Source organism: Nonomuraea sp. NPDC048882 (assembly GCF_040649755.1).
Classification (GTDB): domain Bacteria; phylum Actinomycetota; class Actinomycetes; order Streptosporangiales; family Streptosporangiaceae; genus Nonomuraea; species Nonomuraea maheshkhaliensis.
The window spans coordinates 162671-183163 of the sequence record NZ_JBEZGB010000018.1 but is presented as its reverse complement, the minus strand read 5'-3'; the positions used below and the strand labels follow the sequence as shown (position 1 = coordinate 183163).

The 20493-nt window shown below is 70.0% G+C and carries 20 protein-coding genes and 1 pseudogene; 14 read left to right on the top strand and 7 right to left on the bottom strand.

Going from position 1 to position 20493, the window contains the following annotated elements; genetic code table 11:
- Window positions 1-757, bottom strand: a 757-nt coding sequence (locus AB0C27_RS45230; RefSeq protein WP_357858601.1) for an FAD-dependent monooxygenase, incomplete at its 3' end; no start/stop codon positions are given.
- Window positions 758-852: 95 nt separating this feature from the next.
- Here AB0C27_RS45230 and AB0C27_RS45225 point away from each other — a divergent pair.
- A complete protein-coding gene (locus tag AB0C27_RS45225) occupies window positions 853-1659 on the top strand; it encodes a TetR/AcrR family transcriptional regulator (protein ID WP_357858598.1) in 807 nt (268 codons plus the stop codon).
- Window positions 1660-1818: 159 nt separating this feature from the next.
- On the opposite strand, the gene AB0C27_RS45220 is transcribed toward AB0C27_RS45225, so the two are convergent.
- Window positions 1819-2739 (bottom strand): serine/threonine-protein kinase, encoded by a 921-nt coding sequence (locus AB0C27_RS45220; protein ID WP_357858595.1) that lies wholly within the window; start codon window positions 2737-2739, stop codon window positions 1819-1821.
- A gap of 394 nt (window positions 2740-3133) precedes the next feature.
- On the opposite strand from AB0C27_RS45220, the gene AB0C27_RS45215 reads away from it, so the two are divergent.
- Window positions 3134-3691, top strand: a complete 558-nt coding sequence (locus AB0C27_RS45215) for a hypothetical protein (RefSeq protein WP_357858592.1) — start codon at window positions 3134-3136, stop codon at window positions 3689-3691.
- Between the two features lie 4 nt (window positions 3692-3695).
- Window positions 3696-4589, top strand: coding sequence for a diacylglycerol kinase family protein (locus tag AB0C27_RS45210; RefSeq protein WP_357858589.1), 894 nt, complete (start codon window positions 3696-3698; stop codon window positions 4587-4589).
- Window positions 4590-4640: 51 nt separating this feature from the next.
- Here AB0C27_RS45210 and AB0C27_RS45205 read toward each other — a convergent pair whose 3' ends face one another.
- Complete coding sequence (locus AB0C27_RS45205; RefSeq protein WP_357858586.1) at window positions 4641-5198, bottom strand: hypothetical protein; 558 nt, start codon at window positions 5196-5198, stop codon at window positions 4641-4643.
- A gap of 131 nt (window positions 5199-5329) precedes the next feature.
- Between AB0C27_RS45205 and AB0C27_RS45200 the strand changes: the two genes are divergently transcribed.
- The 5 genes from AB0C27_RS45200 to AB0C27_RS45180 all read left to right on the top strand — a co-directional run bounded on the left by AB0C27_RS45200 (window position 5330) and on the right by AB0C27_RS45180 (window position 9553).
- A complete protein-coding gene (locus tag AB0C27_RS45200; RefSeq protein ID WP_357858583.1) occupies window positions 5330-5596 on the top strand; it encodes a hypothetical protein in 267 nt (88 codons plus the stop codon).
- A gap of 211 nt (window positions 5597-5807) precedes the next feature.
- Window positions 5808-6068 (top strand): hypothetical protein, encoded by a 261-nt coding sequence (locus AB0C27_RS45195; RefSeq protein ID WP_357858580.1) that lies wholly within the window; start codon window positions 5808-5810, stop codon window positions 6066-6068.
- A gap of 185 nt (window positions 6069-6253) precedes the next feature.
- On the top strand, window positions 6254-7462 hold the full coding sequence (locus AB0C27_RS45190; protein WP_357858577.1) for a PP2C family protein-serine/threonine phosphatase: 1209 nt from the start codon (window positions 6254-6256) through the stop codon (window positions 7460-7462).
- A gap of 119 nt (window positions 7463-7581) precedes the next feature.
- The gene (locus AB0C27_RS45185) at window positions 7582-8799 is read left to right on the top strand and encodes a hypothetical protein (RefSeq protein ID WP_357858574.1); all 1218 of its coding nucleotides are present in this window, start codon (window positions 7582-7584) and stop codon (window positions 8797-8799) included.
- Window positions 8800-8884: 85 nt separating this feature from the next.
- Window positions 8885-9553 (top strand): alpha-ketoglutarate-dependent dioxygenase AlkB, encoded by a 669-nt coding sequence (locus tag AB0C27_RS45180; RefSeq protein WP_357858623.1) that lies wholly within the window; start codon window positions 8885-8887, stop codon window positions 9551-9553.
- Between the two features lie 45 nt (window positions 9554-9598).
- On the opposite strand, the pseudogene AB0C27_RS45175 reads toward AB0C27_RS45180, so the two are convergent.
- From AB0C27_RS45175 to AB0C27_RS45160, 4 genes and pseudogenes are all read right to left on the bottom strand, one after another.
- Window positions 9599-10530 (bottom strand): annotated as a pseudogene (locus tag AB0C27_RS45175) (acyl-CoA dehydrogenase family protein).
- 63 nt (window positions 10531-10593) lie between these two features.
- Entirely contained in the window at window positions 10594-11136 is a 543-nt protein-coding gene (locus tag AB0C27_RS45170; protein WP_357858571.1) for a cupin domain-containing protein, read from the bottom strand.
- 6 nt (window positions 11137-11142) lie between these two features.
- A complete protein-coding gene (locus tag AB0C27_RS45165; protein WP_357858568.1) occupies window positions 11143-12813 on the bottom strand; it encodes a long-chain fatty acid--CoA ligase in 1671 nt (556 codons plus the stop codon).
- A gap of 109 nt (window positions 12814-12922) precedes the next feature.
- The gene (locus AB0C27_RS45160; protein WP_357858565.1) at window positions 12923-13606 is read right to left on the bottom strand and encodes a TetR/AcrR family transcriptional regulator; all 684 of its coding nucleotides are present in this window, start codon (window positions 13604-13606) and stop codon (window positions 12923-12925) included.
- 137 nt (window positions 13607-13743) lie between these two features.
- On the opposite strand from AB0C27_RS45160, the gene AB0C27_RS45155 reads away from it, so the two are divergent.
- The 6 genes from AB0C27_RS45155 to AB0C27_RS45130 all read left to right on the top strand — a co-directional run bounded on the left by AB0C27_RS45155 (window position 13744) and on the right by AB0C27_RS45130 (window position 20418).
- A complete protein-coding gene (locus tag AB0C27_RS45155; RefSeq protein ID WP_357858562.1) occupies window positions 13744-14787 on the top strand; it encodes an LLM class flavin-dependent oxidoreductase in 1044 nt (347 codons plus the stop codon).
- 52 nt (window positions 14788-14839) lie between these two features.
- Window positions 14840-15853, top strand: coding sequence for a sugar ABC transporter substrate-binding protein (locus AB0C27_RS45150; RefSeq protein WP_357858559.1), 1014 nt, complete (start codon window positions 14840-14842; stop codon window positions 15851-15853).
- Between the two features lie 92 nt (window positions 15854-15945).
- Entirely contained in the window at window positions 15946-17424 is a 1479-nt protein-coding gene (locus AB0C27_RS45145; RefSeq protein WP_357858619.1) for a sugar ABC transporter ATP-binding protein, read from the top strand.
- Complete coding sequence (locus AB0C27_RS45140; RefSeq protein WP_357858556.1) at window positions 17421-18473, top strand: ABC transporter permease; 1053 nt, start codon at window positions 17421-17423, stop codon at window positions 18471-18473. The genes AB0C27_RS45145 and AB0C27_RS45140 overlap by 4 nt, the downstream gene beginning before the upstream one ends.
- A 98-nt stretch (window positions 18474-18571) precedes the next feature.
- Window positions 18572-19540 carry an ABC transporter permease gene (locus AB0C27_RS45135; protein ID WP_357858553.1) on the top strand — a complete coding sequence of 323 codons (969 nt, stop codon included), beginning with the start codon at window positions 18572-18574 and terminating at the stop codon, window positions 19538-19540.
- Window positions 19537-20418, top strand: a complete 882-nt coding sequence (locus AB0C27_RS45130) for an SMP-30/gluconolactonase/LRE family protein (protein WP_357858550.1) — start codon at window positions 19537-19539, stop codon at window positions 20416-20418. Before AB0C27_RS45135 ends, AB0C27_RS45130 begins: the two co-directional genes overlap by 4 nt.
- Window positions 20419-20493: the final 75 nt, after the last annotated feature.

Below are 20493 nucleotides of genomic sequence, written 5' to 3'. Positions count from 1 at the left end.
TCAGCGGCTGTGAGCGGTCGAACGTGCCTCCGTCGAAGTCCATCATGCCGAGGTGGCCTTCGAAGGGCGTGCGCAGGTACATGCCGGTCGGCGTCGGGTTGAAGCCGAGGCTCAGTTTCTGCGGGTCGGCGAGGGTGACGTGGGCGGCGTAGCCGGTGAAGAGCGGGTCGGTGCCGGTGAAGGGGAAGCCCGCCAGTTCGCGTACGGTGCTGCGTCCGCCGTCGCAGCCCACGAGCCAGCGCGTCCGGTGCTCGTGCCCGCCGGCTCGGGTGAGGACGGTGTCGCCGTCCTGGGTCACGGCTTCGACGGCGGCACCGCGCAGGATCTGTACGCCGAGTTCGGCCGCCCGCTCCGCCAGGGCCGTCTCGACCGCGTCGAGGCTGGTCATGATGCCCTCCATGGCCGGGCCGGGCAGCCGGTACGGGAGGGTGGTGGTGTCGATGGCGGCCGGGTCGAGCCGCATGCCCGCGAAATGGCTCACCTCGCGAGGGGCCGGCGGCTCCTGTGCGCCGGGGTCCGCGCCGACCCGCTCCGGGTTCGCGCCTGAGGCTTTCAGCAGCGCCTCCAGCAGCCCGCGGCGGTAGAACGTCTCCATCGAGCCCGCGTTCAGGCCCCGCATCCCCAGCGGGAGCGCCTTCCACGGCGAGATCTTCTCCTGCTCGCGTTCCAGCACCAGGACCGAGCAGCCCGCCAGTGCCAGCTCGCCGGCGAGGAATAGGCCCACCGGGCCGGCACCTGCGATCACCACGTCGTACACGTCGCGCCTCCTTGGATGTCTTATGGAGCATTGCTCCATGAATGGAACGGTACTCCATGGTGGACCGCTGCTCCAAACCTGTCAGAATGGCAGCCATGGCCCCACGGACACGTCAGGCGGAACGGCGCAGGCAGGTGCTCACCCGCGAACGCATCATCGAGACCGCGGTCGAGCTGCTGGACGCGGAGGGAGAGGACGCTCTGACGGTTCGCGCGCTGACCGGCCGCCTGGCCACCGGTTCCGGCGCGATCTACTGGCACATCGGCAACATGGGCGAACTGCTCGAAGCCGCGACCGAGGCCGTCGTGGCTGCCGCCCTGGACGCGCGGCCCACCGAAACCGGCCGAGCGCGCGAAAGCGATCGGGCGCGCGAAACCGGCCGGGCGCGTGGAGCCGCCGGGGCGCGCGGAGCCGTGGGCACGCCCCAGGACGACATCCGCGCCGTCGCGCTCGGCCTATTCGACGCGGTCACCGCACACCCATGGCTCGCCGGCCAGCTCGCGATCCAGTTCACCCGCAACCCCTGGGGGCCGGTGACGTTGCGCATCTTCGAGAGCATCGGCCGGCCGGTCCGCGCGCTCGGCGTACCGCGGGCCGACTGGTTCACCACGGCCTCGGCGCTGGTCCACTACCTGCTCGGCGCCACCACCCAGACCCGCCGGCACGCCGGCGACGACACCGCCCCCGCCTCAGAGGCGGAGCGCGCCGCGTTCCTCGACACCGCGTCCAGCGCCTGGCAGGAGCTCGACCCCGACGACTACCCGTTCATCCGGGCCATCGCGGAGCAGATGCGCGACCACGACGACCGCGAACAGTTCCTCACCGGCATCGACCTCGTCCTCACGGGCATCACCACCCTCCATCCCGCCCCCATGCCGCCCGCGGGCACGCGCTCGCGGTGACCATCGGGCGCCGGCGTCGATCGCGGCGCGCGGCGAGGGGAAGCGCCGGCCGTCGACCAGCCCGCCGAGCAGCGAGCTACAGGCGGCGATCGACTCTCCGGATGGTCGTCCCGATGCCGTAGGGCTGTCACTCGACGGCGGGCGCTGCCGGCTCGTCCTTCAGCGCCACAGGTCTGCCACGTGCCGGAGTTGCTCGCGCGCGCCGACCGCGTCCAGCCGTGTGGCGGGGTTCTTGTCGAGCAGGCCGGCGAGCACGGCTGCGAGCGGTCCAGCCCGTTGGAAGGGGTCCGGAGGGTCGGCGAGCACGGCGACGAGGGTATGAATCGTCGTGTCACGGCAGAAGGGGGGCCGCCCTTCGACGGCCATGAAAAGGGTGGCGCCCAGTGACCACAGGTCCGACTGCCGGTGGGTATCGCCGGTGACCCGCTCGGGAGCCAGGTAAGCCATGGTGCCGGTCAGCGTTCCGGCCGGGGTGAGGGAGGCATCGCCGTCCATCATGGCGATACCGAAGTCCGTCAGGACCACGCGACCGTCATGAGCCAGCAGGACGTTGTCCGGCTTGACGTCCAGATGCACGATCCCGGCCGCGTGCGCGGCGCACAACCCCCGCAGCAGCTCCAGCCCGATTTTCGCCACCGTGCGCGGAGACAGCGGCCCGTCCTGGGCCACCGTTTGACCGAGCGTTCGAGAACGCACCAATTCCAGCACGATCCAGGGCTGACCGGACACCTCGACGACGTCGTACACGGCCGCGACATTGGGATGGCTGATGCGGGCCGTGACGCGTGCCTCCTGACGTGTGCGCTCGGCCACGATCGTCCGTTCGGGCCCGTCAGGCAGCGGCACTTCCTTGATCGCGACCTCGCGGGTCAGGAGCTCGTCATGACCGTGCCAGACCGTTCCCATGCCGCCCCGTCCGAGAGGTCGGAGCAGACGGTAGCGGTCGGCGAGAAGCGAGGCGTCCAACGGTGCATCGAGTCCGCGACAGCCATCTGCCGCATCGACGTGACACTTGGGCGCGAGGTCGAGGACAGGGTTCTGACGGCGGCTGAGGACGCCGACACCAGTCACGAGCGCCATCCGATCGTGATCGCCGGTCGATAGCGGCCTGGTCTCCGGCGCCTGGCCAGTCCTCGCCATGGCTGCCTTCCCGTCCGCTGGCCGGCGCTCGGGCGTCGCCGCCGACGCGCATCGCCCCAAGACGGGCAGCCAGACAGCCCCAGCCAATACCGCTGACAGGCGGACAGCCACCGGCGCTCCGAGCAAAGCTCATCACCGTGGCTGATCACCGCGGTTCCGGTGATCGGCTGTGGCGATGAACTGTTCCGGAATCGGCTGTGTCCGTGCCGCACGCGGGGAGGTTGGCTCAAGAAGTACGACTCCGACAGGCGGCCCCGGCCAGTCGGCGGGCGGCCGGCCCGCTGTTGCATCTCGTCTCCGGGAGGCAGACCTGACCTGCATGACCTGGTACCTGGTGATCATGGCCATCGCCTCCCATCGTCTCGCAACGAGGACCGCCCGCCAGCAGCCGCCGGTGCCCGTGACCGCAACCCCACCCGCACGGCGACTCAAGAGAGCTGATCGCATGAAAATGGGCGACGACGAAGAGCGTCTCGACGACGCAACCGCCGTACCGCCACCTCGGCCCACGTCGGCCCGAGAGCCCGACAGGCCGCCGTCCGTCACCTCTGACCAGCTCGTTTTCGACCCGGCGGCCGAGCCCGCGCCGCCACAACACGGCTCGTTGCTCGGCAGCGACTCCAGCGGTGTCCTGCGGCGTTGGCACGATCTCCAAGCGTTCTTCGTGGACGACCCGCGCGAAGCCGTCCAGCGGGCCGACGAGCTCATGGACGAAGTGATGACCGCCGTCCACGAGACGCTGGAACGTCGCCTGGGTGAGCTCCGGGAGCCCTGGAAGAACACCGATCAGGATGACACGGAGACCGAGCGGCTGAGGATGGCCCTGCGCGCCTACCGCAACGTCCTGCACCGGCTGATGCCGCTCGCCGACGACCACGCGACAGGGAAGTAGGGACATGCCCCACGCGGCTGTGATCGTGAATCCCACCAAGGTGCCTGATCTGGACCTGCGCCGGGCTGAGGTGACCGCTGAGCTGGCCAAGCACGACTGGGCCGAACCGCTCTGGTTCGAGACCACGATCGAGGACAACGGGCAGGGCCTGGCCCGGCGGGCCGTGGACGAACAGGTGGACCTGGTCTTCACCTGCGGGGGCGATGGCACCGTGCGGGCGGTCATTGACGGGCTGGTGGGCAGCGGGGTGCCGGTGGCGGTGCTCTCTGCCGGAACGGGCAATCTGCTGGCCCAGAACCTCGCCTTGGGCACGACGCTGGCCGAAGGCATCGCCACCGGCGTCACCGGCCGCACTCGCGCCGTCGACCTGGGCGAGATCGACGGTGAGACGTTCGCGGTGATGGCGGGCGTCGGACTGGACGCGGCGATGCTGGAGAGCACCACGGAGACGTCCAAGGGCCGCTTCGGTGCCCTCGCCTACGTCTTCGGCGCGCTGTCGCGGCTGCGCGATCGGCCGTTCCGGGTCACTCTGCGTCTGGACGACGGCCCGCCCTTCCGGCGACGGGTCAGGATGATGCTGGTCGGAAACGTCGGCCGGGTCCAGGGCGGGCTGCACCTGTTCCCCACTGCCCAACCGGACGACGGCCGCCTCGACGTCCTGGTGCTCTCCCCGTACGGTCTGCGGGACTGGCTGGGCGTCGCCGTCCGCCTCTTCACCCGATCGCGGCGCGAGGACCGGCGCATCGAGCGGTTCACCGCCCGGACGATCCGGGTGGACACCGCACGGCCCATGCCCAGGCAGTACGACGGCGACCTGATCAAGCCCGGCACCACGACCCGCATCGCGGTCGCCCCCAAGGCTCTGCTGATCCGCGTCCCGGCCGAGACGGCACGGTGAGTGATCGACGCAGGAGAACACCGCGCCCGCCGAGACCGGGAAGTGCGGGAGTCAGTAGCGGTGAGGTCCGACGTGCCCTTCGAACAGCAGGCACGGCGCCGGCTCGTCCCCGTAGGGGGAGCGGGGATCAGGATCGGGGTCGGCGCGTTCGGCCGGGCACGGCGGCAGCGTGACGAGTTCGCGGGCGCGGAGGTCCCAGCGGATCCAGATGAACCTGTCGGGTTCGGGCAGCAGCTGGACGTGCGCCGCGTGGGCGCCCGCGTGGCCGGGCTGCAGCTCGCACCCGTAGACGGCCTTGCGCTCGTGCCGGCCGTTCTCCGCCAGCGGCGCCCACTCACCGTCGGTGAGCACGTTGTAGTGCGGGCAGTCCTGCTCGCCGGTGTGCCGCTGCAGCCCGGTGGCGAGCGCGCCCGCCAGCCCCGCCGCGGTGAAAACCTGATGGACGGCATGGTGAACCAGCTCGACGTCGTCGTCGCTCAGTTCCACGGCACCGAGCTGGTCGGCCAGCAGCCGCACGTGGGTGGCGAAGTGCCGGCAGGCGTCGACCAGCGCGGCAACCGGAGCCACCGCGTCGGGTGGCGGGTCGTTCGGCGCGTCTTGATGCGTCACCTTGAATACGCTACGCGACCCGCCAGCCATGCGCACGGCTGGCGACGATGCGCCGGAGCGTTTCCAGCGGCTCATCGCCGAGCGCGCCGGATGGCTCGCAATAAGGGTGATCATGGGTCACGATGGCCGGCATGAGCAACGCTGACGACGCACGTGCCGAGCTGGAGGAATGGAGTGAGTTCATCAGCCGGATTCGGTATGACGGGCCACGTCCTGGAGATGCCGGCGACGAGCGGCTGGCCGATGAGACGGTGTCCAACGAGTTCTCCAGTTGGGGACGACTCGATGGTTCTGCCGAGATGAACAACCTGATCTGTCGTGCCATGGAGATCGGTTATCTGCGGGCCTTGCAGGACGTACGCGAGGAACGCATCGCCGGGCTCGGGCCCACCGACTGACATCAGTCCGAAAGACTACGACCCACCACCTCCGGCCCCGTCCGGATCCCCGGCACACCGGCAGATCCGGGACAGACGGCGCAAGGAGGCGCCGTAGGCGCGCGACCAGCTTGCGGATCGACGTCGAGGCGAGTGCCAGGAAACGCCCGATGCGTACTGCGTGCAACGACGGGCAGGTGTCTCTTGCGGATTCTGGCGAAGGGAGCCGGCCGTGTCCGAGAATGTCGTGCTGATCATTCGATTCCACCTGGTGGGCGGTGAAGACGTCTCCGTGACGAGCGGAGACTTCGACGGGGAGCCGGAGGCGGTGGCGGCGATCGCTCGTGCCATGGACGAGCGGCGCAGCCTGGTGTTGATGCGGGCGAGATACGACAGTGAGGCCGAGCCGCACGGCGTGGTCGTCAACCTCGCCAACGTGGTGTCGGTGCGTGTGTCGAAGACGGACAGCGCTGAGGCGGGCCAGTACCTGTAGCGGGCCAAGAAGCCCTGAACATTGCCTGACGTTGTCCGGCAGGACAGTGTCCTCGGCCAAATCCACGTCAAAAGAGGCCGGTGCTGGTTCAAGGTCGGATACCGGCAGAAAGAAATCTGCACGGGGGGACTGAATCAGTTATGACGGGACGTGCGCCGGGAAGCCCCAAAGGGGCCCGGGTTGCGGTGGACCGGTCGGAGGGTTTCGGCGAGCGGTTGCTGGGGCAACTGCTGGACCGGGCTCACACCATGCCGCCACAGCTCATCGCTCCGCTGGTTGCGGAGGAGGTACGCAAGATCGGTGGCTGGGATGTGTCCATCCTGCTGCAGGACTATGACCAGGTGATGTTGGTGCCGCTGCCGGGCAGGGGGCTCACGGGCGGCGATCCCCTGCCCATTGACGGGTCGTGGGCAGGTGAGGCCTTTGTCGGCGAGACGAGGGTGGAGCATCCGGTGGCCGACGGCATCCGGATGTTCCTGCCGCTGCTCGACGGCAGTGACGAGGTCGGGGTGATGGCGCTGACGCTCGGCACCGTCGACGACGACGACCGCCGATTGCTGCGACGGCTGGCCGGTCTGGTCGCCGACATGCTCGTCACCAAGAACAGTTATACAGATCAGTTCTTCATGGCACGGCGTCGCGAGCCGATGAGCGTGTCCGCGGAGATCCAATGGTCGCTGTTGCCCCCGTTGTCCATGGTGACCCCACAGGTCGCGGTCGCCGGCATCATGGAGCCCGCCTATGACGTCGCCGGGGACAGCTTGGACTACGCCCTCAACGACGAAGTCCTGAACATGGCCGTCATCGACGCGATGGGCCATGGCATGAACGCGGCCGTGCTGGCGACCGTGGCCATCGGCGCCTATCGGCACGCGAGACGCGCTGATGTCGCACTTGCCGAACTGTACGAATTCATGGACGCGGCCATCAACGAACAGTTCGGCCCCGACCAGTTCGTCACGGCACAGATGGCGCGTCTTGACATCGGGTCGGGTGTCTTGGAATGGGTCAACGCAGGGCACCCGGCGCCGTTGCTGATCCGCGGCAACCGGGTCATCGAGGCGTTGGAGGGTGCGGGCACCCTACCGGTCGGCTTCGGCGGTGTCAGCCCGCAGATCAACACGCGCCGGCTCGCGCGTCATGATCGAGTGCTCTTCTACACCGATGGTCTCGTCGAAGAGCACGAGACCGGCGGTGAGCAGTTCGGCGAAGAACGTCTGATCAAGTCCATCGAGCACGTCGGCCCTGTGACGAGAACTGTGCAGCAGATGGTACGAAGCCTCTCGCACACACTGATGCGCCAAAGGCAGGGGACGACGAGTGATGACGCGAGCCTCTTCCTGGTCGAATGGCGCGGCGGGACCGCCGACCACCTCGCCGAGGTCGACCTCTGACCTGACTGAACGCGGGCCGGCCGCCCCGTCCATGGATCTGACCGGCGAGGAGAAGGCCCTGGTCCACGCCGCGATCGCCGGCCTCATGCCGTGAGGACGCCGTTCGCTACAGTGGGACCGTGTACGGTTCCATGCACACGGCAGGCCGGAAAGTCGCCCGTATCGAGAATGCGAACAATTACCTGATCGTGTCGTCGTCCTTACCGCGAGACGACGACACGATCCAGAATTTCCATGGGCTCGTGCTCAGCCTGGACGACTTTCTCTCTAACGCGCCCGACTTGAGGCAGAAAACCGTATACCTGTGCGGCGACATATCCAGGATCAACGCCCCCGAATTCGACGCGGCCGCACGAGTGCTCGTCGTCCGCGACCTCTCGTACGGTCATGACGAGAAGTGGCGACTGGTGAACCTCGGTCAGGTTCCCACCCGCGTGCACGGCGTCGGCGTGTATTACCGCCGCTTCTTCGATCCCGCCTCCGACCACTTCACCCGCATCCGTTCGGAGCACACCTTCCAGTCCCTCACGGAGTCCACCAAGCCGGGCACGGCCCATCGCACCGGAATCTACCTGACCCCCGTCACCCGAGACGGCGACGACCTGCACTTCCGCCTGCTGCGCTGCTCCACGAACCTCTCGGGGCCCACCGAGACCTTCTCCGCGACGGACACCCGAATAGTCGAAGCCCTGAACGCCGAGGCCGCCACGGTATTCCAGGACCACGCTCCGCTGAACCACGTCCTCGCGCAGATCTACCACAACACCCCCGCCGCCGCCGAACGCAAACAGTCCAAGGCCAAGATCTCGGCCCACGCCGACAAGACCAAGGACATGCCCGCCAACGGCATCATGGCCTTCTGCACCTTCTACGACGGGCTCGACAAACTACGCCCGCTGGACGCCTTCGACCACGGCCTGAACGGCGTCAGCGGGCTGACCAAACTCCACTTCCGCCTCAAAGAGCCGGCCGAAGACCACGCCCTTCCCCAGCAGTTCACCCTCACGCTCTATCCCGGCTCCGCCTTCTTCATGCCGCTGTCCACCAACCGGCTCTACACCCACGAAGTCCGGCCGTCGGCACTGAACGCCGAGTCGCTCCCGCTCCGCCTGGGTTACGTGGTCCGCTGTTCGAGCACCGAAGCCGTGCACAGGAACGGCCACACGTACCTCAAAACAGACGGCGACCTGACGAAGCTGGAACCACCCACCCCCGAGGGCCTGAACGAGCTGCGCAAGCTGTACGCCGAGGAGAACAGAACCCAGGCTTTCATCGATTACGGCGACGGCTTTCTCTTCAGCATGAACACGGGAGACTACCTTGCTCCCCGACCATAGGATCCTGGCCGAGATCCGCTCGTACACCCTGCCCGCCGAACGAGACCTTTTCCAGGAGTTGAGCGCATCGACGCGCTTCGAAGACGTGGGAAAAGGACGGTCGGGAGCCGTCCTGGTCAAGGTAGCCGAGACGGGAGACGTACCTCTCGTCCGCACCACCACCCGATACGCCGCTCCAGCACAACATTTCCGCCCGGTGCACGAGCGCCTGGCCCAGCAGATCCAAGAATGCGCGGGCTCGGCCGCCGGTTTCAACAACGCTCTCATCGAGCTCTACACCAACGCCTACACGACCATGGGCAGCCATTCCGACCAGGCCCTCGACCTGGCGGACGAGTCGTTCATCGCCGTCTTCTCCTGCTACGAGCACCCCGAGGCGAACCCACCAAGAAAGCTGATCGTCGAACCGAAGGATTCCAGCGGCGACGCTTTCGAGATCCCATTGACCCACAACAGCGCCGTCGTGTTCTCCGTAGCCACGAACCGGCGACACAAGCACAAAATCATCTTGGACAAGCCCGCCCAGCCCGCCGAGAACCGATGGCTGGGCGTGACCTTCCGAACCTCGAAAACCTTGGTGCGTTATCGCGACGGTCAGACTCATCTCCCGGACGGCCCCCGCCTCACCTCGGCCGACGAGGAACAAAGGCGTGAGTTCTACCAACTACGGCGCCGCGAGAACCAGGAGACGGACTTCACCTACCCCACGCTCACGTACACCGTCAGCGAGAGCGACCTGATGCCGCCCGTCTGATGATTCCTGCTCGTGAAACGTCAGGGATTCCATGCGCCCATCGGGTCAGAGGCCGAGGTCGCGGCCGATGAGTTCCTTCATGATCTCGTTGGAGCCAGCCCAGATCTTGGTGACGCGGGCGTCGGTCCAGGCGCGGGCCACGCGGTACTCGCTCATGTAGCCGTACCCGCCGTGCAGTTGCACGCAGGCGTCGAGCACGTCGTTCTGCGCCTGGGCGGACCACCATTTGGCCTTGGCGGCGTCGGCCGGGCCGAGGGTCTGCCTGGTGTGCAGGCGGACGCAGTGGTCGACGTACGCCTGCGCCACCTCGATGCGGGTGACCAGCTCGGCGAGCAGGAACTTGTTGTGCTGAAAGGGGCCGATCGGCTGCCCGAACGCGGTGCGGCCGCGCTCGAAACGGGAGTGCCGGCCTCGACGGCGAACAGCGTGATGCCCTTGGCGCCGAGCCGCGCGTCGGTGCTGGCGGCCACCAGGACGAGGTCGGCGCCGTGGCCGTTGGTGATGAAGGTCTTCGTGCCGTTGATGATCCAGTCGGAGCCGTCGCGGCGCGCGGCCGTCCTGATCGCGGCCAGGTCGGAGCCGGCGCCGGGCTCGGTCATCGCGATGGCGGTGACCAAGTCGCCGGAGCAGAAGCGGGGCAGCCACTCGGCCTGCCGCTCGTCGGTGGCCAGGTCCACCAGGTACGGGGCGATCACGTCGAAGTGGATGCTGAAGCAGGACGCGACGGCCATGCTCACCTTGGCCAGTTCCTCGCAGACGACCGCGTTGAACCGGTAGTCGCCCGCCGCGCCGCCGCCGTGCTTCGCGGGCACCTCCAGGCCGAGGAAGCCCTGCTCGCCGGCCGCGCGCCAGGCGGCCCGGTCGATGCGCCGCTCGGCGGCGAAACGTTCCTGGTGGGGGAGCAGTTCGCGCGCGGTGAACGCGGCCACCGAGGCTCTGAACAGGTCATGGTCCTCGTCGAACAGCAGTCGGTCCACAGGCAGGAGGCCTTCTTTCGGGTGGGACACGAGGGCGGAGGCAGCGGCAGGCCTCGCCCCGAGTCATGAGTCGCGTTCGGCGCCGATCAGTACGTAACACATCAGCGCCGGCCGGTCGCTGCGGTTGTGCCAGGCGTGGCGGGTGCCCTGCTGGACCACGACGGAGCCGGGGGTCAGCTTGACCTCCTTGCCGTCGTCCAGCTCCAGGTGCAGCTCGCCCTCCAGGCAGATGCCGTAGTCGACGGTGTCGGTGGTGTGCATGCCGGGATTGTCGGGCTCGAACACGTCCATCAGGCCCGGCAGCTTCTCGGCGGCCTCGGCGGCCAGCCCGGCGGGGTCGGCGAGCTGCTCGGGGGCGGACGATTCCGGCGCCCAGCGCAGGAACAGGATGCGGGTGCCGCCGGCGCCGGGGAAGAACGGGAAGGTCGTCGGCTGCCCTGGCTTGGTGCCGACGGTGGCGGTGGCGTCCTCGGTGCCCCACATCAGGTAGAACTCCGAGCCGGGGATGGCGCCGACGGAGATCGGGTCGGCGGGCCGGTCGGTGACGAACACCGAGGTTCCGTCGGGCTCCCGGCCGGTGACGATGAGACGAGGCTGGATGGGCATGGCGGCTCACTCCTGCGGGGGGTGCGGGGGCTGCGGGGATCGCGGGGGCTGTGACGGCTGCGACGGCTGTGAGGGGTCGTCGGAGTGCGGGTGCTGCATGCGGAGCTGGCGTTTGGAGAACTTTCCCGTCGCCGTCTTCGGGATCTCGGGGACGAAGAGCACCTCCTCGGGGATCCACCAGCGGGCGACGTACGCGGTCAGATGCTCGCGTACGGCGTCGGCGCTGAGGACGGCGCCGGGCCGGCGGACCACGTACGCGACAGGACGCTCCCCCCAGCGAGGATGCGGCACGCCGATCACGGCGGCCTCGGCGACCCGGGGGTCGGCCATGATGGCGCCCTCCAGCTCGACCGAGGAGATCCACTCGCCCCCCGACTTCACCAGGTCCTTCGTCCGGTCGACGATGCGCACGTAGCCGTGTTCGTCGATGGTGGCCACGTCGCCGGTCCTGAGCCAGCCGTCGTCGGTGAACGCCGGGCCCGGCCGCTCCTCGCCCACGTACCGGGCGGCGATGGTGGGGCCGGACACCTGCAGCTCGCCCGGTGTGACACCGTCCCACGCGATCTCCGTGCCGTCGTCGGCGGCCAGCCGCAGCTCGGTGAGCGGGATCGCCGGGCCGGGCGTGCCGATGACCGCGCGCCGCGCGTCCGGGTCCAGGTCGTCGTGCACGGTGGACAGCCGCGCCACCGTCACCACCGGGCTGGTCTCCGTCATCCCCCAGGCGTTGGTGAGGGGGATCCCGATGGCCTCCTCGTACGAGCGCGACAGCGCGCCGTCCACCGCGCCGCCGCCGCAGATGATCGTCCGCAGGCTGGACAGGTCGTGCTCCTTCAGCAGCGGCTCCAGGCTGCGCCACACCGTGGGCACCGCGCCGGTGAAGGTGACGCGGTGCCGTTCCATCTGCGCGATCAGCTCCTCGGGCCGCATCGCCGGACCGGGCAGGACGAGGTCCGCGCCGCACAACATCGCGGCGTACGGGAGCCCCCAGGCGTTGACGTGGAACATCGGCACCACCGGCATCACCACGTCGCGCTCGTTGATCCCGAAGGTGTCGACCATGAGCAGCAGCAGGGCGTGCAGGACCATGGACCGGTGGCTGTAGAGGACCCCCTTCGGGTCGCCGGTGGTGCCGGAGGTGTAGCAGAGCGCCGCCGCGGTGTTCTCGTCGGCGATGGTGAAGTCGCCGGCGTGCGGCGTGACCTCGGCCAGCAGCGTGTCGTAGTCGAGGATCCTCGGGTCGTCGGGCAGCGGGGCGTCGGCGCCGTCGTCCATGACCACGATGTGACGGGGGCCGGCCAGCTTCCCGACCGACGGCCACACCACGGGCAGCAGCGAACGGTCGACGAAGAGCACGTCGTCGGCGGCGTCGTCGACGATGTAGCGGATCTGCTCGTGGAAGAGCCGGTGGTTGATCGTGTGCAGGACCCGCCCGGCGCACGGCACCGCGAGATACAGCTCGACGTGCTGCCGGCTGTTCCAGCCGAACGTGCCGACCCGGGCGCCGATGGGGACGCCGAGCCGGTCCAGTGCCGCCGCCAGCCGCCGGGTGCGCGCGCAGATCTCGGCCCACGTCGCGGTGGTCTCGCCGTCCACGCGGCCCGTCACCACCCGCTTGTCCCCGAAGTAGCGCTCCACCCGGCGGAAGATCAGGGGGAGGGCCAGGGCGTGCTCCTGCATCAAGCCGTGCATCTCGTTCGGCAGCCTTTCTGGAGCCGGGCGGGACCTCATCGCTTACTGAGCGCATAGTTAGTAACGAGAGCGGCGCTTGTCAAGCACGAAGCGGGCGCTACGCGCTCGTGGGGCGACGGCCGCGGACGGCGGCGGTCATGTGAACGGCCAGGTCGGCGTAGAACGCGCCAAGCGAGGCCGGGGTGTCCGAGCCGCCCAGCCGGTACCAGCGGACCAGGTCGACCCCGAGCGACAGGATCGAGCGGGCCAGGCGGCTGACGTCGTCAGGGTCGGCCGTCGCGCCGTCGATGATGCGGCCGACCGCGTCCCTGAAGATGGTGTTGAACTGCGCCCGCAGGTCGAGGATCTCCGCATAGTGCTCGGCCGACAGGGGCGTCAGCTCGTACTGGCAGACCCGCGCCGTCGTGTGGTGCTTGGCGTGCCACTCCACGAACACCGCGACCACCTGCCGCAGGTGGGTCTCCGGGTCGTCGTCGCCGGGCAGCGTCGCCCGCAGCGCCTCCAGAGCCCGGCGGTGACCGCTGCGCACGATCTCGAACAGCACCTCCTCCTTGGTGGAGAAGTGCACGTAAAGGGCGCCGGGGGTCAGCCCGACCTTGCTCGTGATGTCGCGGGTCGTCGTCGCCTGGAACCCCTTCTCGGCGAAGCAGAGGACCGCGGAGCCCAGCAGGGCCTTGGTCACGTCGGAGAGGTCTTCGTCCCAGAGATCACTGGACGGTTCGTCCAGCCAGACGAGCGGGGGATTGCCACCCCGCCGCGGACCGCGACGCTTCGCGACCATCCCCGATCCTCCCCTGTGCCGATCTCGACGCGCTGACATTACCGTCCCGTCGTGCGTACACATCTTGACACCCCTCGCGCTCGCAGTAACTATGCGCTCAGTAAGTAAGTCCTGGCTCGCAATCGAGGAGATGCGGCATGCGCAAGGGCATCGTGGTCACGGCCAAGCCAGGGGTGGAAGACCTGGCGGCCAAGGCCGAGGAACTTGGGTACGACAGCTTCTGGGTCTACGACACGCCCATGGTCAACGGGGATCCCTTCGTCGGTCTGGCCCTCTGCGCCAAGGCCACCAGCCGCATCCGGCTCGGGATCGGCGTCACCTCGCCCGCCCTGCGCTCGGCCCCCGCCTGCGCGGCGGCCCTGGCCAGCCTCAACGCCCTCGCGCCAGGACGCGTCATCTGCGGCGTCGGCACCGGCAACACCGCCCGGCGCACCCTGGGCATGAAGCCCACCACCATGGCCACCCTGGAACGCTTCACCCGCCAGCTCCAGGACCTCACCGCGGGCCGCCCCACCGAGTACAGCGAGGGCGAACGCACCCGCGACGTGCGCTTCCTGCACGTCGGCGACTACGTCAACACCCAGGACCCGATCGAGTTCGTCGTGGCCGCCTTCGGGCTCAAGGCCGCGCGCATCGCCGGCCGCCGGGGCGCGGGCACGATCTCCTTCGGCCTGCTCGACCCGGCGGCCTGGCGGGCGTTCAGCGAGGCGCACGAGGAAGGGGCCGCCGAGGCCGGCGTACGCACGCCGACGACCTCGTACGTGATGACCTCGATGCACATCCTCGCCGACGGCGAGAACCCGCACGGCGACCTCGCCCGCGACTCCATGGGCCACGTCGCCATGGCGCTGCTCACCTTCGCCGCCGACAACCCCTCCTTCCTGGACGGGCTCGAACCCGACGAGGCGGATGCGGTGCGGCGGCTGCTCGACCGGCGCGGCACCACCGCCACCGCCGACGACCGCCACTTCGTGCTGTACGAGAACTACCTCGGCCGCATCTACCCCCAGGACCGCGACCTGATCGTCCCCTCCCTGGTCGACAAGCTCGGCCTCGTCGGCACCCCGGACGACCTGGTCAAACGCGTCGCCACCCTGGAAGCCGCCGGCATCGACGAGCTGCTCCTGCAGCCCGTGCTGGACCCCGATCAGGAGATGGCCGACTTCGCCCGGCTCCTGTGACCCCCGCGTCGAGCCGGCACCCCCCAACACGTCGAAGGGTCGAAGGAGAGCCATGTTCCGCACCGGATCCCTCGCCGCCGTCACGCTCGGACTCACCCTGCTGATCTCGGCCTGCGGCGGCCAGGCCGCCGCGCCGCCGTCGTCGTCCGGCGGCACCTTCGCGACGTCGCTGTCCGGCAGGACGGTCGCCCTGGTCGGCTACGGGAACGGCAACCCGTGGGGCGCCTACTTCAACAAGGTCTTCACCGAACGGCTGGCGCCCACCGGAGTGAAGATCGGTGACCTGACCACCATGGACCCGGGCACCCAGGTCCAGAAGTTCAACCAGGCCGTGGCGCAGAAGCCGGACCTCATCGTGGTCTCGATCCTCGACACCACGGCGATGGCGGTGCCGATCAAGAAGGCCGGGGCCGCCGGCGTCCCGGTGCTCGTCTTCGACGGCCCGCCCGACCCGACGGTGGCCGACGCGGTGATGTCGGTGCTCTCGGACAACGAGAAGCTCGGCGAGTACGCCGCCCAGAACATCATTGAAGGGCTCAAGGCCCAGGGCCGCGACTCCGGCAACATCATCGTCCTGACCGGCACGAAGTCCATGCTCGTCACCCAGCACCGGATGAAGGGCTTCAGAAAGGTCCTGGCGACCGCGCCGCAGTACAAGGTCGTCGACGAGCAGGACGCCAACTGGGACCCGCAGCTGTCCGGCACCATCGCCCAGCAGCTCCTGGCCAAACACGGCAAGGACGGGGTGCAGGCCGCGTACGGCATGGCCGACTACATGGCCCTGCCGATCATCCAGGCGGCCAAGCAGGCGGGCTTCCCGATCGGCGGCAAGGACGGCCTGATCGTCACCAGCAGCAACTGCTTCAAGGCCGGCATCGACTCGATCAAGGCGGGCGAGCTGTACGGCACGGCCACCGAGGACCCGGGCACCATCGCCGAGCAGACCGCCGACTACGTCGTACGATATCTGACCGGCAAGAACCCGCCGCGCAGCGAGACCGTCCAGGAGGAACGGGTCACCGCCGCGAATGTCGGCGAGTTCGCCGAGCAGTGCAGCCACGCATGAGCCGGCCGGAGGGGAGCCGGCCGGAGGGGAGCCGGCAGGAGGGGAGCCGGCAGGAGGGGAGCCGGCAGGAGGGGAGCGGTCCGTTGCTCCGCGTGGAGGGGCTGGCGTACGCGTTCAACGGCGTCCCCGCGGTGCGGGACGTCTCCTTCACCGTGGGCGTCGGCGAGATCCACGGCCTGTGCGGACACAACGGCGCGGGCAAGAGCACGGTGGTGAAGATGTTGTCCGGGCAGCTCGCGCCCGACCGCGGGCGCATCGTGATCGGCGGCGAGACGGTGGAGCTGCGCGGCCGCCGGGCCGCCCAGCGCGCGGGCGTGGCGCTCGTGGACCAGGAGCTGAGCGTCGTACCGGCCCTGACCGTGCTCGACAACATGCTGCTCGGCGACCTCGGCGCGCCGTTCGTCAACCGGCGGCGCGCGGCTGCGGCCCGGTGCCGGCGGATCCTGGACGACATGGGACTGGAGCGCATCGCCCCGGACCAGCCGCTGTCGGCGCTCGGCATCGGCGAACGGCAACTGGTCGAGATCGCCAAGGCGCTCGGCCAGAACGCCCGGCTGGTGATCCTCGACGAGCCCACCGCGACCCTCAGCGACGCCGAGAGCCGGCACGTGTTCGCCGCGATCCGGCGGGTCGCGGCCACGGGCTGCTCGGTCGTCTTCGTCTCCCACCGGCTGGCCGAGGTCCTCGATCTGTGCGACGTCGTGACCGTACTGCGTGACGGTCACGACGTCGCCACCAGCCCCGCCGCCGGGCTGACCGTGGACGAGCTGATCACCCGGATGCTCGGCGAGACGCGCCACCGGCCGTCCGCCGCGCGCGAGCAGGCCCCCGACCCGGCGCACGCGCTGCGGATCGAGAACCTGCGCGTGCCGGGACGGCTCGACGGCTTCACCCTCACCGCCCGGGCCGGCCGCGTCCACGCGCTGGCCGGGCAGCTCGGCAGCGGCGCGTCCGACGTCCTGCGCGCCTTGGCCGGCCTGCACCCCTCGGCCACGGGAACCGTCTCGTTGCGCGGACGGCCGGTCGCGATCCGCGACCCGGTGCGGGCCGCGCGCGGCGGGGTCGCGTTCGTCTCCAACGACCGCAAGTCCGAGGGGCTGTTCCTCGGCAAGCCGACCGCGTGGAACCTCGTCGCGACCCGCCTGCCGGCGCTGGGACGCGCCGGCGTCCTGCGGCCTGGTCACGAGCGGCGCGCCGCCCGGTCGCTCGCCGAACGGTCGGGGCTGCCGCAGGAGCGGCTCGACGATCCGGTGGTGACGCTGAGCGGCGGGAACCAGCAGAAGGCGTTCGTCGGCCGGTGCCTGGAGAACGCGGACGTCCTCGCTCTGCTGCTGGACGAGCCGACTCGGGGGGTGGACGTCGGGGGGCGCGCGGCGATCCACCGGCTGCTGCGCCAGGCCGCCGATTCCGGACTTGTCGTGTTTTTCGCCTCCACTGAGCTGGAGGAGCTGCTCGAACTGGGCGATGTGATCGTCACGATGCGGGACGGGCGGGTGGTGGGGCGGTACGAGGGGGACGTGGACGGGGCGGTGCTGATGCGGGACATGACGCATGGGGCGGAGGGGGCATGACGGCAGACGACCCCGGGAGCGGCGCGGTGCGCATCACGCCGGATCCCTCGCCGCCGGATCCCTCGCCGCCGGAGGCCGGGGCCGCCACGGAGGGCGGCTCGCCGCGCAGGTGGCCGTCGCCGCGCGTCGTCCCGTCCGGCCTGGCCGTACTCCTCCTGATCCTCCTGGCGCTGTTGCTCGTCCCGGCCCTGACGACGCCCCGGTTCCTCACCCTCGACAACGCGCGCGCGATCCTCGCCTCGGCCGCCTTCGTGGGCATCACCTCGGTCGGCGCGACCATGGTGATGATCGCCGGGTCCGGCGTGTCGCTGGCCACCTCCCAGATCGCGACCGTCGTGGCCATGTTCTTCCTCGGCACGCAGCACCTCGGCCTGGGAGCCGCCCTGCTGATCGCGCTCGCGGCCGGCGTCGCGCTCAACGCCGTCCAGGGCGCGGTCATCGGTTACTGGAAGGCCGACCCGATCGTGCTCACCATCGCCGGTGGGTTCGCGATCGGCGGCGCGGCCACCTGGTTCAGCGGCGGCACCACGGTCTACCCCGCGGCGCGGGGGTTCGAGGTGCTCAACTCCACGCCGCTGGGGCTGCCGCTGGCCGTGTACGTCCTGCTCGCGGTCACGGTGATCGTCGAATGGACGCTGCGCCGTACGACGGCCGGCCGGCAGATGTACCTGGTCGGCGAGAACCGGGCCGCGGCCCGCGCGGCCGGCCTGCCCGTCGGCCGGGTGACCGTGATCGCGTGGGCCGTCGCCGGCGCGTGCGTCGCCCTGACCGGGATCTTCCTCGCCTCGTTCACCACCTCCGCCACCGTGACGCTCGGCGGCACCCTCACCCTCGACGCCATCGCGGCGGTCCTGGTGGGCGGCACCGCGATCTCCGGCGGCCACGGCTCGGCCGTGCGGACGCTGGGCGGAGCGGTGCTCATCTCCGTCATCTCCGACATACTGCTGCTGCGGGGCTATTCGACAGGCGTGCAGATCCTGGTGAAGGGACTCCTCGTGCTCACGGTCGTCCTCGTCGTGCACGTACGCTCCGGCAGGGGCCGGCGATGACCCGCCGAACGGGCCACACGGAGGGCCGGCGGCAGAGCAGCCGGACGGGCCGCCTGGATGGCCAAAAGGGGTGGGCCCGGCGGCGACCGGAACACGCCATGCCCACCCTCTCCCTCCTCCTCGTACTGGCCGCGTTCGCCTGCTCCCCACTGCTGAGCGGCCGGCCACTCGAACCGTTCGACGTCTACAACGCGCTGCAGGGCTTCGCCCAGCTCGGCCTGCTGGCCCTGGCGATCGGCATCACGATGATCGCCGGCGAGTTCGACCTGTCGGTCGCCGGGACGTACGCGCTCGGCGGCATGCTGGCCGTCCAGACCGGCGCGCACTCCCCGGTCATGGGCGTGCTGACCGCGGTGGCCGCCGGTGCCGCCGTCGGCGCGCTGCAGGGCGGGCTGATCGCCCGGTTACGCATCCCGTCGCTGCCCGTCACGCTCGCGACGTACATCGCGCTGCTGGGGCTGACGTACACGATGTCCGGCGGCCTGAGCAAGACCTACGCCAACGCCGACGCGACCCTGTGGGTGGACCAGCCGATCGCCGGCGTCCTGTCGCCGCGGAGCCTGCTGACGCTGGCGGCGTTTCTCGCCGCCGCGGCCGTGCTGGGCCTGACCAGGCTGGGACGCGAGCTGCGCGCCATCGGCGGCGACCGCCGGGCCAGTCGCGTCGCCGGCGTCGGCGTGGACCGGCGGATCGTCGGCATCTTCACGCTGTCGGGAACGCTGGCGGCGCTCGGCGGCGCCCTGCTCGGCTACAGCTACGCCTCGGCCAACCCGGACCCCGGGCTGCAGCCGCTGATCCTCGCCGTCGTGGCCGCGCTGCTCGGCGGCGTCTCGCTGGCCGGCGGCCGCGGCGCCCCGCTGGGACTGCTGGCCGGGACCCTGTCGGTGGCGCTGCTCGCGCAGATCGTCGCGGTCACCGCCCTGCCCGACTTCTCCACCCAGCTCCTGTACGCGGCGCTGCTCGCCGTGATCGTCGCCGTCGAGAGCCCCGGCCTGCGGCAGGCCGTCGAACGCCTGCGCGCCCGCCGTACAACGTCAGAACCACGTTCGCAAGGAGGACGACCATGACGCAGACCACCACCGTGGCCGAGGGCTTCAGCTTCCTGGAGGCGCCGCGCTGGCGCGACGGGCGGCTCTGGTTCTCCGACTTCTACACCCATCGGGTGCGCTCCATGCGCGAGGACGGGTCGGACGTGCGCGAGGAGGCCCACGTCCCCGAGCAGCCGTCCGGCCTGGGCTGGCTTCCCGACGGACGCCTGCTGATCGTCTCCATGCGCGACCGCAAGATCCTCCGCCGCGAACCGGACGGGACCCTCTCGGTCCACGCCGACCTCGGCAAGCACGCCGCCGGCCACCTCAACGACATGGTCGTGGACGACCAGGGCCGCGCCTACGTGGGCAACTTCGGCTTCGACCTGATGGGCGGCGCCCCGCTGGAGCCGACCTCGCTGCACCGGGTGGACCCCGACGGCCACGTCACGGAGGTGGCCGACGACCTCTGGTTCCCCAACGGCAGCGCCATCACGCCCGGGGGTGTGCTCGTGGTCGTGGAGACGTTCGGCAACCGCGTCACCGCGTTCGACCTCACCGGCGACGGCGAGCTCGTCAACCGCCGGACGTGGGCGGAGTTCGGCCCGCTACCCGCCGACCGCGGCGTGGCCGAGGCACTGGGGCAGCTGCAGGTCGCCGGCGACGGGGCCTGCCTCGACTCGGAGGACGCCCTGTGGATCGCGGACGCCATCGGCAGCCGGCTCGTCCGGGTGGTCGAGGGCGGCACGATCACCGACGAGCTCAGCCCGGGCTCCCCGGTGTACGCCTGCGCCCTCGGCGGCGAGGAGGGCACGACCCTGTTCGCCTGCGCGGCCCCCGACTTCCACGAACAGGCCCGCGCAGCGGCCCGCGAGGCCCGCATGCTCGCCATGCGCGTCACCGTACCGGCACCCTAACTCCCACCAGTCCAGCCCGACGCCCATCCCGCCCGCCTACCGGCAATCCATCCACACAGGCGGCCGTAGCGTACG

Coding starts and splice junctions, on each gene's coding strand:
- AB0C27_RS45225 (WP_357858598.1), top strand. CDS start 853: ATGGCCCCACGGACACGTCAGGCGGAACGGCGCAGGCAGGTGCTCACC.
- AB0C27_RS45220 (WP_357858595.1), bottom strand. CDS start 2,739: ATGGCGCTCGTGACTGGTGTCGGCGTCCTCAGCCGCCGTCAGAACCCT.
- AB0C27_RS45210 (WP_357858589.1), top strand. CDS start 3,696: ATGCCCCACGCGGCTGTGATCGTGAATCCCACCAAGGTGCCTGATCTG.
- AB0C27_RS45200 (WP_357858583.1), top strand. CDS start 5,330: ATGAGCAACGCTGACGACGCACGTGCCGAGCTGGAGGAATGGAGTGAG.
- AB0C27_RS45170 (WP_357858571.1), bottom strand. CDS start 11,136: ATGCCCATCCAGCCTCGTCTCATCGTCACCGGCCGGGAGCCCGACGGA.
- AB0C27_RS45165 (WP_357858568.1), bottom strand. CDS start 12,813: ATGCAGGAGCACGCCCTGGCCCTCCCCCTGATCTTCCGCCGGGTGGAG.
- AB0C27_RS45160 (WP_357858565.1), bottom strand. CDS start 13,606: ATGGTCGCGAAGCGTCGCGGTCCGCGGCGGGGTGGCAATCCCCCGCTC.
- AB0C27_RS45155 (WP_357858562.1), top strand. CDS start 13,744: ATGCGCAAGGGCATCGTGGTCACGGCCAAGCCAGGGGTGGAAGACCTG.
- AB0C27_RS45150 (WP_357858559.1), top strand. CDS start 14,840: ATGTTCCGCACCGGATCCCTCGCCGCCGTCACGCTCGGACTCACCCTG.
- AB0C27_RS45140 (WP_357858556.1), top strand. CDS start 17,421: ATGACGGCAGACGACCCCGGGAGCGGCGCGGTGCGCATCACGCCGGAT.
- AB0C27_RS45135 (WP_357858553.1), top strand. CDS start 18,572: ATGCCCACCCTCTCCCTCCTCCTCGTACTGGCCGCGTTCGCCTGCTCC.
- AB0C27_RS45130 (WP_357858550.1), top strand. CDS start 19,537: ATGACGCAGACCACCACCGTGGCCGAGGGCTTCAGCTTCCTGGAGGCG.